The sequence below is a fragment of the Streptomyces sp. NPDC059398 genome (assembly GCF_042751845.1).
Classification (GTDB): Bacteria; Actinomycetota; Actinomycetes; order Streptomycetales; family Streptomycetaceae; genus Streptomyces.
In genome coordinates, this window is record NZ_JBHYWP010000001.1 from 33351 (window position 1) to 48304 (window position 14954).

General features: G+C 67.9%; 14 protein-coding genes and 1 pseudogene. 7 read left to right on the forward strand and 8 right to left on the reverse strand.

All coding sequences use genetic code 11. From position 1 onward, the window contains the following. Positions 1 to 239: 239 nt before the first annotated feature. A complete protein-coding gene (locus tag ACFXBC_RS00150) occupies positions 240 to 554 on the reverse strand; it encodes a hypothetical protein (RefSeq protein WP_385016549.1) in 315 nt (104 codons plus the stop codon). 26 nt (positions 555 to 580) lie between these two features. After that, a complete protein-coding gene (locus ACFXBC_RS00155; RefSeq protein ID WP_385016552.1) occupies positions 581 to 1354 on the reverse strand; it encodes a TetR/AcrR family transcriptional regulator in 774 nt (257 codons plus the stop codon). Between the two features lie 191 nt (positions 1355 to 1545). Between ACFXBC_RS00155 and ACFXBC_RS00160 the strand changes: the two genes are divergently transcribed. Further along, positions 1546 to 2778 carry a 4-hydroxybenzoate 3-monooxygenase gene (locus tag ACFXBC_RS00160; RefSeq protein ID WP_385016555.1) on the forward strand — a complete coding sequence of 411 codons (1233 nt, stop codon included), beginning with the start codon at positions 1546 to 1548 and terminating at the stop codon, positions 2776 to 2778. A gap of 34 nt (positions 2779 to 2812) precedes the next feature. Here the strand turns inward: ACFXBC_RS00160 and ACFXBC_RS00165 are convergent, their stop codons facing one another. After that, entirely contained in the window at positions 2813 to 3253 is a 441-nt protein-coding gene (locus tag ACFXBC_RS00165; protein ID WP_385016557.1) for an ATP-binding protein, read from the reverse strand. Between the two features lie 163 nt (positions 3254 to 3416). On the opposite strand from ACFXBC_RS00165, the gene ACFXBC_RS00170 reads away from it, so the two are divergent. The 4 genes from ACFXBC_RS00170 (at position 3417) to ACFXBC_RS00185 (ending at position 6046) form a co-directional block, all read left to right on the forward strand. Beyond that, on the forward strand, positions 3417 to 4295 hold the full coding sequence (locus tag ACFXBC_RS00170; protein WP_385016559.1) for a helix-turn-helix domain-containing protein: 879 nt from the start codon (positions 3417 to 3419) through the stop codon (positions 4293 to 4295). Continuing rightward, on the forward strand, positions 4292 to 4501 hold the full coding sequence (locus ACFXBC_RS00175; RefSeq protein ID WP_385016562.1) for a DUF397 domain-containing protein: 210 nt from the start codon (positions 4292 to 4294) through the stop codon (positions 4499 to 4501). The genes ACFXBC_RS00170 and ACFXBC_RS00175 overlap by 4 nt, the downstream gene beginning before the upstream one ends. A 127-nt stretch (positions 4502 to 4628) precedes the next feature. Then, positions 4629 to 5108, forward strand: coding sequence for a hypothetical protein (locus ACFXBC_RS00180; protein ID WP_385016564.1), 480 nt, complete (start codon positions 4629 to 4631; stop codon positions 5106 to 5108). A gap of 461 nt (positions 5109 to 5569) precedes the next feature. Then, the gene (locus ACFXBC_RS00185; RefSeq protein ID WP_385016567.1) at positions 5570 to 6046 is read left to right on the forward strand and encodes a GNAT family N-acetyltransferase; all 477 of its coding nucleotides are present in this window, start codon (positions 5570 to 5572) and stop codon (positions 6044 to 6046) included. A gap of 246 nt (positions 6047 to 6292) precedes the next feature. Here ACFXBC_RS00185 and ACFXBC_RS00190 read toward each other — a convergent pair whose 3' ends face one another. Both ACFXBC_RS00190 and ACFXBC_RS00195 read right to left on the reverse strand, forming a co-directional pair. Next, entirely contained in the window at positions 6293 to 6451 is a 159-nt protein-coding gene (locus tag ACFXBC_RS00190; protein WP_385016570.1) for a hypothetical protein, read from the reverse strand. After that, positions 6448 to 6684 (reverse strand): hypothetical protein, encoded by a 237-nt coding sequence (locus tag ACFXBC_RS00195; protein WP_385016573.1) that lies wholly within the window; start codon positions 6682 to 6684, stop codon positions 6448 to 6450. Before ACFXBC_RS00195 ends, ACFXBC_RS00190 begins: the two co-directional genes overlap by 4 nt. 71 nt (positions 6685 to 6755) lie before the next feature. Between ACFXBC_RS00195 and ACFXBC_RS00200 the strand changes: the two genes are divergently transcribed. Then, positions 6756 to 7400, forward strand: a complete 645-nt coding sequence (locus ACFXBC_RS00200; RefSeq protein ID WP_385016576.1) for a TetR/AcrR family transcriptional regulator — start codon at positions 6756 to 6758, stop codon at positions 7398 to 7400. Between the two features lie 11 nt (positions 7401 to 7411). On the opposite strand, the pseudogene ACFXBC_RS00205 reads toward ACFXBC_RS00200, so the two are convergent. Beyond that, positions 7412 to 7737: pseudogene (locus ACFXBC_RS00205) on the reverse strand (transposase); the annotation flags it as partial. 383 nt (positions 7738 to 8120) lie between these two features. Here ACFXBC_RS00205 and map point away from each other — a divergent pair. Further along, entirely contained in the window at positions 8121 to 8894 is a 774-nt protein-coding gene (gene map, locus ACFXBC_RS00210; RefSeq protein ID WP_385016579.1) for a type I methionyl aminopeptidase, read from the forward strand. A gap of 348 nt (positions 8895 to 9242) precedes the next feature. On the opposite strand, the gene ACFXBC_RS00215 is transcribed toward map, so the two are convergent. Together ACFXBC_RS00215 and ACFXBC_RS00220 are read right to left on the reverse strand one after the other, a co-directional pair. Continuing rightward, a complete protein-coding gene (locus ACFXBC_RS00215; protein ID WP_385016581.1) occupies positions 9243 to 9926 on the reverse strand; it encodes a hypothetical protein in 684 nt (227 codons plus the stop codon). 10 nt (positions 9927 to 9936) lie between these two features. Beyond that, on the reverse strand, positions 9937 to 14820 hold the full coding sequence (locus ACFXBC_RS00220) for a ricin-type beta-trefoil lectin domain protein (protein ID WP_385016583.1): 4884 nt from the start codon (positions 14818 to 14820) through the stop codon (positions 9937 to 9939). Positions 14821 to 14954: the final 134 nt, after the last annotated feature.

The following is a 14954-nucleotide window of genomic DNA, read 5'->3' on the forward strand; positions in this document are numbered from 1 at the left end:
GCCGAGCGCCTAACACCACCCCACCCCAACAAATCTGCCACCCAACAACACCCCCGTGCTCGGGGGGGGGGCCGCCCCCCCCGCGCCGAGCATGGGGCGGAGCGGGCGTTGTCACCTCCGGGGTGGGCGGAACGGCGCAATCCCGTCACCCGTACAGGGCGGAACCCTTGTGACGCAGGGTGCCTGAGGAGGCGTCAGCCTTCTCGTCCGGATCGATGCCGGGCCTCGCGCCCGCGGCCCTACGTCTCCGGCTTCGCGTCCGGTTGCACGTCGGATTGCACGTCGGGCTGCACGTCCGGTTTCGACCAGGGCCACTTCAGCGTGCGGGGCCGCCCGTCCGGTGCGTACACGTACTTCCAGCCGCGCTGGATGCCCAGCCGCCTGGTATGGCCGGCCGGGGTGCGGACATAGACCAGTACGGTCGGCGGCCCGCCCCCGGCGTCCGGTACGGGAACCTCGTACACCTTGGGCGGCTGACCGGTGGGGCCGAGCAGGACGGGCAGGATCCGCCCGTCCAGGGGACCGCCTTCGAACAGGGTCTCTTCGCTCTTCACCGGGCCAGTCTGACCCAGCCGCCCCGTCAGACGCCCGCCCGGGGCGCCCGGCCGGCGGCCTCCACGTCCGGACCGCCGCCGAGCAGCCGCGCCGCCTCGTCCACCACCGGCACCAGCCGCCGGGCCAGGACTCCGACGGCTCCGTCCGGCCGCTCACCGGCCAGTGCGGTTCCGATGGCCGCAGCGGTCTGCGGGTCCGTCCCTGCTGTCGCCGCGAGGAGCGCGACGAGATGGTCGATCAGCCAGTCGCGCAACTCGCCGACCGGCGGCTGCTTCTCCTCGTCCAGCCAGATCAGCGAGGCCGCCTCGACAGCGGCGATCCAGGTCCGCACCATCATCCGCAGTCGGGGCCCCGGCTGACCGACCCCGAGGTGGACCAGGATCTGCTCGGCAGCGGCCCGCCGTACCTCGTCCACGATCGCCCCGGTACGGGAGGTCTCGGCGACGCTGCCGCCCTGGAGCAGTGCGGAGAACCCGGCGTCGTGCTCGTCGACGAAGGCGAGATAGCGGTCGAGCACCCGGGCCAGTCGTACGGTGAGCGGTCCGGTCTGCGGCTCGGCGAAGCAGAGTTCGAGCTGGTCGGCCGCCGAGCGCAGCGCCTTCTCGTACAACTGCTGCTTTCCGCCGGGGAAGTAGCGGTAGACCAGCGGCCGGGAGACCCCGGCCGCCTCAGCGACGTCGTCGAGCGAGACCTCGTCGGGCGCCCGGTGCGCGAAGAGCGTCAGGGCCGCGTCGAGGAGCTGGACACGGCGCTCCTCGACGCTGAGACGGCGGTACGCGGGGATCGCTGCGGGGGTCATGACCGCAGCGTAATCCCGGTGTTCAGGGCGGGGCACGTTCCGGGCAGCCCCCGGGGACGGCCGCCGCCCCGCCACCGCCATACTGCGGGTGATCGTTTCAGCGGTTCCGGCCCGTGCCACCTCTGCCCTCGTCCTCCCCCGTGCCCCCACCGGACTCGCCCCCGCTCCGCATCCGAAGGGATCCCCCCGACGTGTCCTCGGCTCTTCCCGTCCTCACACACACCTCCGTCGTCGTCATCGGCGCAGGCCCGGCCGGCCTCGTCGTGGCGAACCGGCTGCACGACAGCGGCGTCGACTGCGTACTCCTGGAGGCGGAGAGCAGAGAGTTCATCGAGCGCCGGCCGCGCGCCGGGTTCATGGAGGAGTGGGCGGTACGGGCGCTCGCCGCGCACGGCCTCGCGGAGCGGGTCCTCGTACGGGCCGAGACCCAGGGCGAGTTCGAGTTCCGCTTCGACGGCGAGCGGCACACCGTACCGACCGCGGAACTGTCCGGGCGGCGCCATTTCGTCTACCCCCAGCCGGAGTTGGTCACCGACCTGCTGGCCGCGTACGCCGACAAGGCCGCCGGGGAGGCCCGCTTCGGTGTCCGTGACGTACGCCTTGACGGCATCGGCGGCGACCGCCCGGTCGTCTCGTACACCGATCCGCTGACCGGCTCCCGGCACCGCGTCGTCTGCGACCACGTCGCGGGCTGCGACGGTGCGCGCGGGGTCTCACGGGCGGCGATACCCGAGGACCGTGTCACGGTCAGCCGCCGCGACGACGGGGTGGCCTGGCTGGCGCTGCTCGCCCAGGCTCCGCCATCGGCGGGCGGGGTGGTCTTCGGGATCCACGAGCGCGGCTTCGGCGCCCATATGGCCCGCAGCCCCGAGGTCACCCGCTACTACCTCCAGGTCCCGCCCGGCGACGGCCCGGACAACTGGCCGCACGAGCGTGTCTGGCACGAACTGCGCACCCGGCTCGCGGCGGACGGGGCCGCGCCGCTCACCGAGGGGCCGATCGTCGAGAAGGTGGTCCTGGGCATGCACAACTACGTGGTGGAGCCGATGTCCCACGGCCGGCTCCATCTCGCGGGCGACGCGGCACACCTGGTCGCACCGATCGCGGCGAAGGGCATGAACCTCGCGATCCACGACGCCCTGCTCCTCGCGGACGCGCTGATCGCGGCTGCTCCGGGGCGTGAACGCGGAGCGGGGAGCGGGGACGGCGGTACCGCCCTCGCGGGGTACTCGGACGCGGCGCTGGAACGCGTCTGGCAGTACCAGGAGTTCTCGCAGTGGTTCTCGGACGTCCTGCACGGGGCGTCCTCCGGCGACCGCTTCCGCGCGGGCACGGCCCGCGCCCGCTTGCGAAGGCTCCTGGCATCGGGGCTCGACGCCAGGGCGTTCGCCGGGCTGTACATGGGGGAGGAGAGCGGAAGGTGACCCGGGCGCGGGCGACCGCGACCCGGGGCGGCCGTCACCGTACGAGGTCGATCTCCGCCCACACCACCTTCCGGGGTACGGGTCCCAGGGCCACGCCCCAACGATCGGCCAGCGCTTCGACGATCAGCAGACCACGCCCGGCTTCGGCGTCGTCCGGGGGCGGGGCGGTGCTGCCGGGCCGGGCGGGCGGAAGCCGGTCGCCCCGGGTGTCGGTCAGCTCGATCCGCAGCAGCGTGTCGCCGTGCACGGCGAGACTCAACCGGAAGTCCCGGCCCCGTACCCGCCCGTGGACGGCGGCGTTGGCGGCCAGTTCGGCGACGATGTGCGCGGCTGTGTCCGACGGCAGCCCCCAGGCCCCGAGATGGGCGACGGCCAGCAGCCGGGCAAGTCTGGCGCCGCGGCGGGTGGGGGAGAGCAGCACGGTGAACTGCCGGGCAGGAGCGGAATGTTCGGTTCGAGTGATTTCTTGGGTCACGTCACTCAGAGTGGCCGCAGCCGCCTACCGTGAACAGCGACATGGCGCCTACGTACGGTGACTGTCCCGAGCTTGTCCAGTGCTGTCCCGGCTGTCCGGGGTGACGTGCGGGGGACGAACAGGGTTGAGCCAGAACGGCACTGAGGTCGGAAGCGGGGCACGGATGAGCGTGGACGAGGCTGGTACGGAGCGTGGGGACGGCGGAGCGGACGAGCCCGGCTGGGACGTCGATCCGGATGACGAGTCCGGCACGGCGGTGGTCGCCGCGGTGGGCCGCCAGCTCAAGGCGTGGCGGGAGTCGGCGGGGCTGCGGGCGAGCGAGTTCGGGGGCGCGATCGGGTATGGGGAGGATCTGGTCTACAAGGTGGAGGGCGGTCGGCGCATCCCGCGCCCGGAATTCCTGGACCGGGCGGACGAGGTGCTGGGCGCGGGCGGGAAGATCGCCGCGATGAAGAAGGACGTCGGTGACGTCCGGTATCCGAAGAAGATCGGGGATCTGGCGCGGATGGAGGCGAAGGCGGTCGAACTGGAGGCCTACCACCATCACAACATCAACGGCCTGTTGCAGACCGAGGAACACATGCGGGCCCTGTTCGCATCATGGCTGCCCACCTACACGCTGGACGAGATGGACCGCGTGGTGGCGGCTCGGCTGGCTCGACGGGCCATCTTCGACCGGGACCCCCTCCCGTCCCTGAGTTTCATTCAGGAGGAGGTGACGCTTCGTCGTCCGGTCGGAGGCACAATGGTTCAGCGCCGACAACTCGAACGCCTACTGGAAGTAGGGGAGTTGCGCAATGTGACGATTCAGGTGATGCCGACACACCGCGAGGAACATCCCGGCACAGGCGGCTTGATCGAGGTCCTCAAGTTCCCGGACGGCAGCGCTGTGGGCCGCTCGGAGGGCGCTTTCAGCGGCCGTCCGGTCTCCGATCCGAAGCAGCTCAGGATCCTTGAGTTGCGCTATGGGATGATCCGGGCCCAGGCTCTCACACCACGGGAGTCGCTGGCCTTCATCGAGCAACTTCTGGGGAAGACATGATCCACAGGCCCTCTGCCGGGGACACCGCCGAGCTGAACTGGTTCAAGAGCAGCCACAGCAGTAGTGGCGATGGCAACGACTGCGTCGAGGTCGCGTCCGTACCCGGCGCGGTCCATGTCCGCGACTCCAAGAAGGCGCCGGGCCCGGATCTCGGCTTCGGTCCCGGTGCGTGGGCGGAGTTCGTGGCGTACGCGTCCACGAACTGACCGAGCTGTGTGGAGCAGGGCTGATGTCCTCGCCTGACGACGGGCGAGGGCATCAGCGTGTCCGGGCGGCCCGGGTCCCGCAAGGGGAAAGCCGGAATGTCAGAGGCGGCCAGTAGCCTCTGGTTCCATGGGAGTTCAGATAGACGCAGTGGTGGAATACCCGGTCAACGACGAGGTGGAGAGGGTGCTCGGTCTGGCCGAGGCGGCCGACGAGCCCATCACTGTCACGTTCGTCTGGGAGGGGCGGGGGGTCGAAGAGGCGGAACGCGCCGTCCTGGTGCCCGCGGCCACTCTGGCCCTCTGGGAGCACTGGGCCCCCGCTGCCTGCCCGACGAGCGACGCCAGGGCCAGGAACCAGGCCGAAGAGGACAAGCCGGAGCTGGCCCACCCGGAGGAGTTCGGCCCGTACACACTCTTCCGTCGTCGCGTGGGAGGGCGCACGGCGGTAGCGCGCGGAGGCGTGGTGGTCGCCGAACTGCTCGCCCCCGACGAGGCGCACTGGCTCCAGGAGCAGGCCCGCGACGTCCGCCAGGGCTTCATGGATCCGAAGCAGAGGGCGGCGTTCGAGGAGTTCCTCGCCCGCCAGCCACCCGTCCATGAGCAGTGACGCATGAGGCCCTCGCTGTCCCCACCGAACCTGAGTAGCCGTACTCAGGCGTGCGGCAGTCGCCCGCGTCAGCATGACGGGCATGCTGACGTGGGGCGTGGACATGGGTGCGGCGGTTCTGCTCTCGGCCCTGGACGTGGCCGCACTTGTGGCTTTCTGGTTCGCCGAGAGCCTGAAACAGTGGGCCGCCCAGGGGCAGGCCGTTCCCGGCGCGGTGATCCGGTTTTTCCTGGTAGGGAGTGTGGGGTCGGCTTTCTTGGCAGCAGTCGGCTACGGCTTCTTCTGTGCCGGTCTGCCAGTGGCTTGTGTGTCCCAGGCCCTCTTGTCCGGCTTCCTCGCCCTGCTGCTGATCCTGAGCGCAGGGAGGACGTGCCGTAGGCGAGTGGCGACCTGGCGGACCCGGCGTCGTCTGCGCCGAGAACGCCGTCGTTGGCACGAGTCGCCCCCCCCCGGAGGCCCTGATGCGCGTAACGCTGAGAGAAGTACGAGACGGTGACCTGCCCGTCTTCTACGCTCAGATGAACGATCCCGAGGGGATCCGGATGGCGGCGTTCACTGCCGAGGACCCATCGGACCGTGCGCATTTCGCCGCCCACTGGGCGCGGATCCGCCGTGATCCAGAGTGCATCCTGCGCACAGTCGTGGGCGAGAACGGGGAAAACGTCGGCCACGCCGGCGTGTTCGGGCCACCCGAGGAGCGTGAAGTCACCTACTGGATCGGTCGGGAGTACTGGGGCCGGGGAGCGGCCACCGCCGTGCTGCGAGAACTGCTCGGCACCGTACCGTCCCGCCCGCTGTACGCCCGTGCGGCTGCGGACAACGGCGGCTCTGTAAGAGTCTTGCAGAAGTGCGGATTCGTGGTGACCCGCCACGAGCGAGGTTTCGCGAACGCACGCGGCGAGGAGATCGCAGAGGTGATCCTCACCTCGTCCGACTGACAGGCACCCGTTCAGGCCCCGGCGCCGCGCGCCCCGGCCAGGCACAGGACCTGGTGGAACTCACGTGGGTCTCAGCGCGGGTCGGCCAACTCCTGCCGCACGGCCAGGGCTTCGTCGGAGGCGCGAGCAAAGCCGAACTCGGTCATGGCTTCTTTCTCTCCTGGGCGGGTCTGGGCGGAACATCGCGCGAACGACCGCCCACACGAGGAACAGTCAGCAGTGGTGGATCGGTTCGGTGCCATCGGCTCAGTCGAGGCGGTCCTTTCTACGCCCAGCCTTCCGCCAGAGCACCGTCATCCCGAGCGTCAGGATGCCCAGGGCCGCGACCACGATGGCGACCTTGATCGCGCGGTCCAGCAATAGGTGGCGAAGGAGGTCGGACGACTCCGCTGCAAGGGTGGTCATCGCCCACCACCCTGTCGCCGCGACCAGGACGCACCGCTCCGCCTGTCCTCGAACCGTCGTGCGGCGGCACGCAGTCCGGCCCTCGCCACGGGGTCCGCATAGCGACGCACTTTGTCGAGCCTGCCCCTGTGCTTGAGGGTCAGGGCAATGGCGAAGACCAGCAGCGCCAGCACCACGAGACCGCCCACGATCAGGCCGAACCTGATGAGCATGAAATTGAGATACGTCTCCACGAAGAATCCTCCACCCGTTCTATCACGCCTGTGATACTTCTTTTGTAGCACACGCGTGATAGAACGTATGCATGCCCAAGCACGTTGACCCGGACGCTCGCCGCCGCCTCGTCGTCGACGCGTTGTTTCGAGTCGTCGTCCGTGATGGCCTGCAGCGCACCTCACTGCGAGCCGTGGCCGACGAGGCCCAGCTCAACATCGGCTCCCTGCGCCACTACTTCGCCAGCCAGCAGGACCTGATGCGGTTCGCGATGCAGTCGATGCTCGACCGGGTCGGCGGTCGACTGCTCGAACACATGGAGGACATCGGCGATCTGGGCAGCCACCCCCGCCCGGAACAGCTCCGGCTCGCAGCCGGCCTCCTGGCCGAACTTCTGCCTCTCGACGAACGCCGCCGCGCCGAGGTCACCGTCTTCCTGGACTTCAACACGACCGCCCGCACCAACCCGGCCTTCAGCGACCTGTCCCGCCAGGCCGCCGAAGGCGCGAGACGTCTGGTGCGCCGCGTGCTCACCCGGCTCAACGCATCAGGCACCCTGCGCCCCGGCCTCGACGTCGACATCGAGACCGAGCGGTTGACCGCGCTCCTGGACGGACTCGGCCTCAACGCCGTCCTGCACCCCCAGATCCTGAACCCGCGGACATGTGTTGATGTGCTGCTCACGCACCTGGGCGATCTGTCACTGCCTTTCGAGCCTCCGAGTCCGGCTCGGTGATTGGAGGTGAGTCAGGCGGCGTGAGTCTCGGGGCGTTCGCCGAGGTAGCCGCGTTCGAAACGGGCGCCGGCCCGGACCAGAGCGACGAGGTGGGGTGCGTTCACGGCCCGCCGGCGTCCCTGGGTGGACTCGATGAGTTTGAAGACCACGGCGAGGGCGGCGGCCCGGCTGCCAGCCCCTTTGGTGACCTTGGTCCGTAGCCGGACGGTGGCGAAGGTCGACTCGATGGGGTTCGTGGTCCGCAGGGGGTCCAGTGCTCGGCGGGGGAGTGAAAGAACGTCAGCACTTCGTCCTCGTCGTCCGTGATCCACTTGGCGGCCTTGGGGTATTGCGCCCCATCCTTCGGGAAGGTGCGTCGTTCGCGTGCCGGCCCGAGGCTGATCCACAGGTCTTGAGCATTGCTCCGCCCGCACTCAGCAATCTCTTCTGCCGGCGGGCCAGTTGTTACAGCCTCCCGGCTCGCTCACCCTCCTGAAGAGCGAACGCACCTGTTCGCTCGCTGGCCTTGCCCCTGCTGAGGCCGAGTCCCTTTCAGCGGAGGCGTTCATGGCTCCGGTACAAGGTTGTTGTGGGCCGTCGGGCGTTCTCGCCAGGCCCCATATGGGAGGCCGGCCGCGTGCGGCCTCTGAGGGAGGGGGCGGCAGTCCGGCCATCGGCCCGACTCCAGTACCGGTATAGTTTGACCGGTATAGTTGTTGGTTCCATGAGGGAAAGTGGCACATGATCGAGATCCTGAACCCCGCCCTGCTGACCCGGGCAGAAGACACAGGCGCCCTGGTCGCAGAGATCCTGCAGACGCTGAAGAGCCGGAGCGCGGTCGGCACGAACCTCCTGGACATCGACCGGTGGACCAAGACCATGATCGCCGAGGCGGGAGCGTTGTCCTGTTACGTCGACTACGCGCCGTCCTTCGGGCGCGGACCCTTCGGCCACTACATCTGCACCTCCGTCAATGATGCCGTGCTCCACGGGCGGCCCTACGACTACACGCTCGCCGACGGTGATCTGCTCTCGCTCGACCTTGCCGTCTCCAAGCGCGGAGTTGCCGCTGACTCTGCCATCAGCTTCGTCGTGGGCAAGGCCCAGCCTGCGGAGAGCATCGCGATGATCGGGACAACCGAAAGCGCACTGGCCGCGGGGATCGCCGCCGCCAAGCCCGGGGCCCGTATTGGCGACATCTCACACGCCATCGGTACCGTTCTCAGCCAGGCCGGATACGAGATCAACACCGAATTCGGAGGGCACGGCATCGGGTCGACGATGCACCAGGACCCGCACGTCGCGAACACCGGACGGCCCGGCCGTGGATACAAGCTGCGCCCCGGGCTGCTGCTGGCGCTGGAGCCGTGGGTCATGGCGGACAACGCCACACTCGTCACCGACGCCGACGGGTGGACACTCCGAAGCGCGACGGGCTGCCGGACGGCGCACAGTGAGCACACGATCGCCATCACCGAGGACGGAGCCAGAATCCTCACCTTGCCGAAGCCGTGATGGTGGGCGGCGTTCACCGCCACTTCGGCAGCCTGTGCGAAGTGGTCCGCGGCATTCTCGCCTTTGTGTTGGGTTCCGCCCCTCGCCGGCGCGGATGGCAACTCGATCGCCAAACGGTTGAAGAACTACGGGTACTTCACCAGCCACCGACTCGTAGTCGACACCGGCACCCTTGGGGTGTCGTGGTCGGCTGACTGCCAACTGATCGCGAAAATTTCAATGGGTGCCTGGCCGGAGCCGTACTCGAAAACAGCGGTGCTTCCTCCTTGAGCGGGTGTGGCGGACTTATTTCGACGCCCGCCACACCCGGAGTTCCCTGACGGGCTTCCGCCCCTTTACCTGCCGAGATCACTGCTGGTTCAAGGCGGCTCTCAGGTAAGCGATCAGATCACCGGTCGGTACTTCAACCCAGGTGGACCCGGGAACCCCCGCACGAGAAACCACCTCGTAACGTTCCCGGTCCCACTCATGTACTAGGACCTGACGGCTCGTTCCGTCCATTGGATCAACTCGCAGGCGGACAGCGCCATGTGTGATCGATGGGAAGGCATTCTGCAGTTCCTCATCCGCGTGGAGGCGGCGCAGAAGGTTCCACTGCCTTTGGTGAAAGCTCGACGACAGGAGATCGGACCACTGTAAAGAGGTTGGCTCGCCAGTTTCGATCGCCCTAGCGAATTCACCGAGGTCCATGAAGTCGAATCTCGCTTCCAGCTCGTCGAGCGGCATGTCTTCCCGCCATGCGGCAACCGCCTCCACGAGCAGCTCAAGATCGTCTGTTGAGCCGATATCCCAACTGAACCCCGGAGTGCCCCAAGTGGCCCCGGGAACCAGGAGGCGCACTCGGAACAGACGCTGCTCGGCCTCGGAGCAAACTGACACGAACCCCCTGGAGGTTTCGATGCTGATCGGGTCGGTATCCCAAGACAAAACCCCGAGGTCGTATCCGCGCAGCTTTGCTGCTTCTCTTATAGCTGACCCCAGTCCGCCCGAAGCGGTAATGTCCGGGTGCGGGTCTTTCGAGTGGGGATTCATAGTCCATTCCTCAGCAGTGGCAGTATCCGATGATTGATCCTTTCACTGGCGATAGATCCCCCTTCAGGATGGATAGGTCCGGCATATCTGTCAGGGGGTCCAGTCGCATGGCTCCGTCCGGACCCGACGGTGAGTAGAACTTGACCGAATCCCAGGGTCGTTGTCCATTGGTAAGAGCCCGAGCGATCATGGACATCTCGTAGTCCGTAGCAGGTCCAGCTGAGCCAGCCCTTAGGCCGCGCTGGGCAGCTTCCATAAATCCTCCAAGCTTGTTCAGCCCTGTCATGTTCACGTGTAGCGTCACGCTTGGGTCGGCGATGGCCATTTCTGCGATCCGGGCGAAGTCCTTTGGGGAAACGGAAGAGAAGGTGACGAATTTGTTCTCCCCGGCCCACTTGTCGAGCTTGCCGTTATTTTGCCACCCCAAAGCCACTTTGCAGTTGTGGACGAGGATGGGAGTGGTCCCCGCCAGTACGTAGAAGGTGTGCAGGTCGTCGACCGTGAGGTCGTACACCACGCGCGGAGTCAGGCCCGAGCGGTCGTGGAGGGCGGCCACCGCGTGGACGGAGCCGTCCGCCGTGCGCAGATGGTCACCGACGCGCAGGTCGGAGACCAGCGTCCAACCCCGTTTCGCCACGTAGAACTTGTGGCCGGCGGTGCTGGTGAGATTCCCTCCATCGGCAACGGTTATGTCCACCAATCGCTGGGTGTCGTGCTTGAAGGTGTCAGTCACTTGCCGGGGCTGCAACTGGCTGGAGGACGGATCCGTGGCCTTGACGATGTCTCCCACCCTCACTTGGCTGATAGGCCGGTGTGAACCGTCTGCCATCAGCACCTGGGTTGTGGCAGGGAAGCTGTTCGCCTTGCAGGCGGTGTACAGGTCTTCGTAGGCCTTGAGGGTGTTGTCGAGTTTGGCGAGAGTCGCTGGGTCCAAGTTAAGGGCCTTGAGGGCCTTGAACGCGTCGCGGATCCCGACACCCGTCTTCATAGCGGCATCCAGAGCGCGGACCCCGTCGAAGACCTTCTCGAACGCCGTACTGGGGATGAAGTTGCTCAGCGCCCAGGCGCAGCCACTGACGCTGCCGTGCCAACAGTCGACGAAGTCCTGAACCAGGGCCGCCTTGATGACCTGGTAGGTGAGGCTCTGCTGGATGAGTTCGAGCTTGGAGAAGTATCGCGTGACGTCCTTCTTCAAACCGTGGATGCGCTTACTCTCGATGAGCAGCGTGTCCTGCGACCGACAGCCACCGGCGCTGGCTGTCGTGTCAGGATTGGTACAGAGGAAGAAGTCGACCATCGCGCTGAAGGTGACCGTGAACGTGGTGGTGCAGCCTTCGAAGCCGATCGTGATCTCGCAGGGGTCGTGCTGTTTGGCATCGGTGATCTCGATGCTGTCCTCGTCGACGACGTACCACGTGCCGCCGACTCCAGTACCCGCACCTGTCGAGACCTGCTTGTTCGCGGCGTTGCGTTCCGCTTTCTCGGCCGCTTCCTGGGCGTCCTTGGCGTACTTGGCGGCGTCCTTCGCGGCCTGTTCGGCTTCGGTCGCTGCGGTGTCGGCGCGGTCGGCTGCTGCGCGTGCGTCCTTGGCGTCCTGTTCCGCGAGTGCTGCTGCGGTGCGGGCGGCCTCCGCGTCGAGTGCTGCCTGGTCGGCCGAGTCGCGGGCGTCTTTGGCGTAGCCCTCGGCGCGGCCTGCTGCCTTGTCGGCGGCGGTTGCGTCGATGGTGGCCTGGTTGTCGTAGGCGACGGTTCGGGCCAGTGACGCGGTGGCCTTGGATGCCGCGGTGGCTGCGTCGGCTGCGTAGCCGAGGGCTTCCTTGGCGTAGGTGCGGGCGTCGGCTGCGTATCCGGCGGCGTTGGCGGCGGACTGGTAGGCGGCCTTGGTGTCAGCCCCTGCCTGGTCGGCGAGGGCCTTGGCGGCGGCTGCTTCCTCCAGGGCGTTCTTGGCGTGGGCGTCGGCGACGGCCTTCTGCTGTTCGGCGATCGTCTTGGACGCCTGCCCGGTCAGCACGACCAGGCCGGCGGCCGAGTCGGTGGTGACGTAGGGGGAGCCCAGCTGGATGGCGTCGTTGGCGGGCTTGGCGACCTGTGCGGCTGCGTTGCCCGCGTCCTGGGCTGCCTGGGCGGTGACGTGGGCGAAGCCCGCGGCCTTCGCGGAGGCGGCGAGGGCCTTGGCTGCTTCCTTGTTCGCCGTGTCCGCTTGGGTCTTGGCGGTCTTGGCCTGTGCTTCGGCTTCGTCGGCCAGCTTGACGGCTGTCCTGGCCTCGGACGCGGCGTGCCTGGATGCCTCGATCGCGTCGGCCGCGGCGCTGGTGGCGGTCTTCACCGCGGCATCGGCCTTCAGCTTTGCCGCCTGTGCTCCGTCGGCGTCGGAGCGGGCGCGCTTGGCGGCTGCTTCGGCGCGGGTGGCCGCGGCGTCCGCGTCGGCGGCTGCCTCGGTTGCGGCGTCGGCCTCGGAGCGGGCTTTCCCGGCTGCTGTCTCGGCGTCGTCGGCGTGCTTGTCGGCTTCATTGGCAGCGGTACGGGCGGCGTCCGCCGCGTCGCCCGCGTCGAGGGAGTCGGCGTAGGCGCCCTTGGCGTCGGCCTTGGCGCGGGCGGCGTTCGCCTTCTCCTCGGCGTCCCACGCATCGTCCCGCTTGGCCTTCGCGGCATTGCTCGCCTTGACCGCGGCGTCCCGCTTCTCGCTCGCGGTGGCCTCGGAGGCTTCGGCCTTGTCCTTGGCGCCCTTCGCCTTGGTGGCCTCACCCTCCGCGTTCTTCTTGTGCTGTGCGGCCTCGGCCTGCTTCGCGGCGGCGGTCTCCTTCTCCGCCTTGGCCGTCTTCTCCTCGGCCTCGGCGGCGAGCCGCTTCGCATGCGCCTGGGCGGCCGCCGTCTTGGCGTCGCTCTCGGCCTTCAGGGATGCGGCGAGCTTGGCCTCGGCCTCCTCCTTGTCCTTCTTCGCGTTGTCCCGGTGCACCTTGGCCGCATCCGCTGCGGCCTTCGCCTGCAACTCCGCACTGTGCGCGGCTTCCTTACGGAACTCCGTCTTCACCTGCGCGGCCTGCGCCAGCGCCCGCTGCGCGATGGTCTCGCTGTCCCCACCGGAGGCGCGGGTCGCGGCCTCGGCGGTCTCGCCGGCCTTCACCATCGCTGTCAGCGCGGCTGATGCCCCCTGGGTGACCTGTGCCTTCTGCTGACCGACCAGCAGACCGCGGCCCCGGGGCGCGCCGTTCTTGTCTGCTACGGCGTACGCGGCGGTCTCGGCGGTGTCCGAGTCGGTCGCGGCCTTCTTCGCCGCAGTGGCCTGGGTCTTCAGGGAGGCGAGCTGCTTCTTCGCGGCTGCCTGGGCGTCGGTGACGCCCTTCTTCGCCTGGTCGAACTGCGCCTTCGCGAGAACCTCACCGTCGTGCCCGGACGGCTTGATGTCGAACTGCTGCGCAGCGGTGTTGTTGCACGTGTACAGCTGCGCGTTGAGACCCTTGTCGAAGGTGTGCAGGTCCAGGCACTTGCCGGTGCCCACGTTCTTCAGACTCGTGGTGGCCCGGAGGTTGTACTCCCAGGTCTGCGCCGGGTTGCTGTGGCAGCCCCAGATCTGGATCTTCGTGCCGTTGACCGCGGCGTTCCCGTTCACGTCAAGGCACTTCATGGAATTCACGTTCCGCAGGTGAGAACCGTTGCCGTCGACGTAGACCTGCCACGCCTGCGCCGCGGAACCATTGCACGTGTACACCTGGACCGGAGTGCCATCGGTCTTCGCTGCGCTCTGTACGTCCAGACACTTGCCGTTCGCCGCGTGCACCTCGATCACGGCCGGCGCGTCACCGATCCACCCGGCACCGCCCGCCGACCAGAAGTCCTGCCAGCGGGCAAGATGGTCGGCGATCCACGACTGGCCCAGCAGCTCGCCGAGCGCCTTGGCCCCGGAAGCGAGAGCCTGCGTGGCCGTGGTGTTCGCGTCCAGGATCTGGTTGCGCTGCACCTGCTGGGAGGCGATCTCCTGCTGCCACTCCGTGGCTGCGGTAGCCGATATACCGCCGAGTACCTGGTCCGGGTCGATCGGGTCACGCCACGCACATCCGGCGAAACGGGACTTCAGGTCCTCGACCGCGATCCGGTACTCCGCCGTGCCCGGCTGCGGAGCCGTGTGCGGGAAACCGCCGGACGAAAGGAAGATACGGGCGTTGTCCGCGCCCGCGTTCTCCCCAGGCCCCCCGTGCAGCCAGTCGAATGCATCGTGTTCGGCGACCGCACGGTTCCACTCGTCACCCGACAGGCCCGTCGGGTCAGGGTCCTTGCCGTAGAGAGGTGTGCCCACCGCGTCCAAGGCCTTCAGCGTCTTCGCATCAGCCTCGGGGGTGGCGTCCTCGTAGAAGTCGTCCTCGTTTTTCCAGAAGCGGTCGGCGACCCACTGGCCCAGACCCGTCTGGGAGTAGAAGTCTTCTCTCTCATCTCCTGGATACCCCGGAGGCCAGCGGAAGTCAGTGTCGGTGAAGCTGTCCGGGGGAGTCAGTCCGGTGAGCGGCTTCTGCCACGCGGCCCGGCGGGCATCAAGGGCATGCAGTTCCTTGAGCGCCGCATCCCGGTCCGCCGTGTAGGCGGCGTCGAGCGGACTCTTCTGCCAGTACTCCCGGTCAGCCAGTACATGGAGCTGCTCGGGGGTCTGGTTGAGGCCCCCTTGCGCGGTCCTGGCCATCGACGTACCGCCCAGCCGCAGCACATCTCCCATCAGGCACTGGTCCTGCCGCAGTTGTTCGGCCGCGGTATCGGTGAACCAGTCGTACGAATTACTCGCCGACTCGGTACTCCGTCCGAGATCAAGCAGTTCGGGCCGTACGGTCAGCCCGCCGAGAACGGCCAGGGCGGCCACGGACGTGACAACGGGGGTCAGGATCCCGGATCTTCGAAATCCGGGCATACGGAACCACGGTCTGGGGCGCAACGGAGTATCCCTTCTCAAGGTGAAGGGCACGCCGAAGGAGAACAGAACGGACCGCCGGAAAGGAACGAGCCGTCAGGTGCTGTGCGGCACCCCCCGGCATGCCAGTCCGG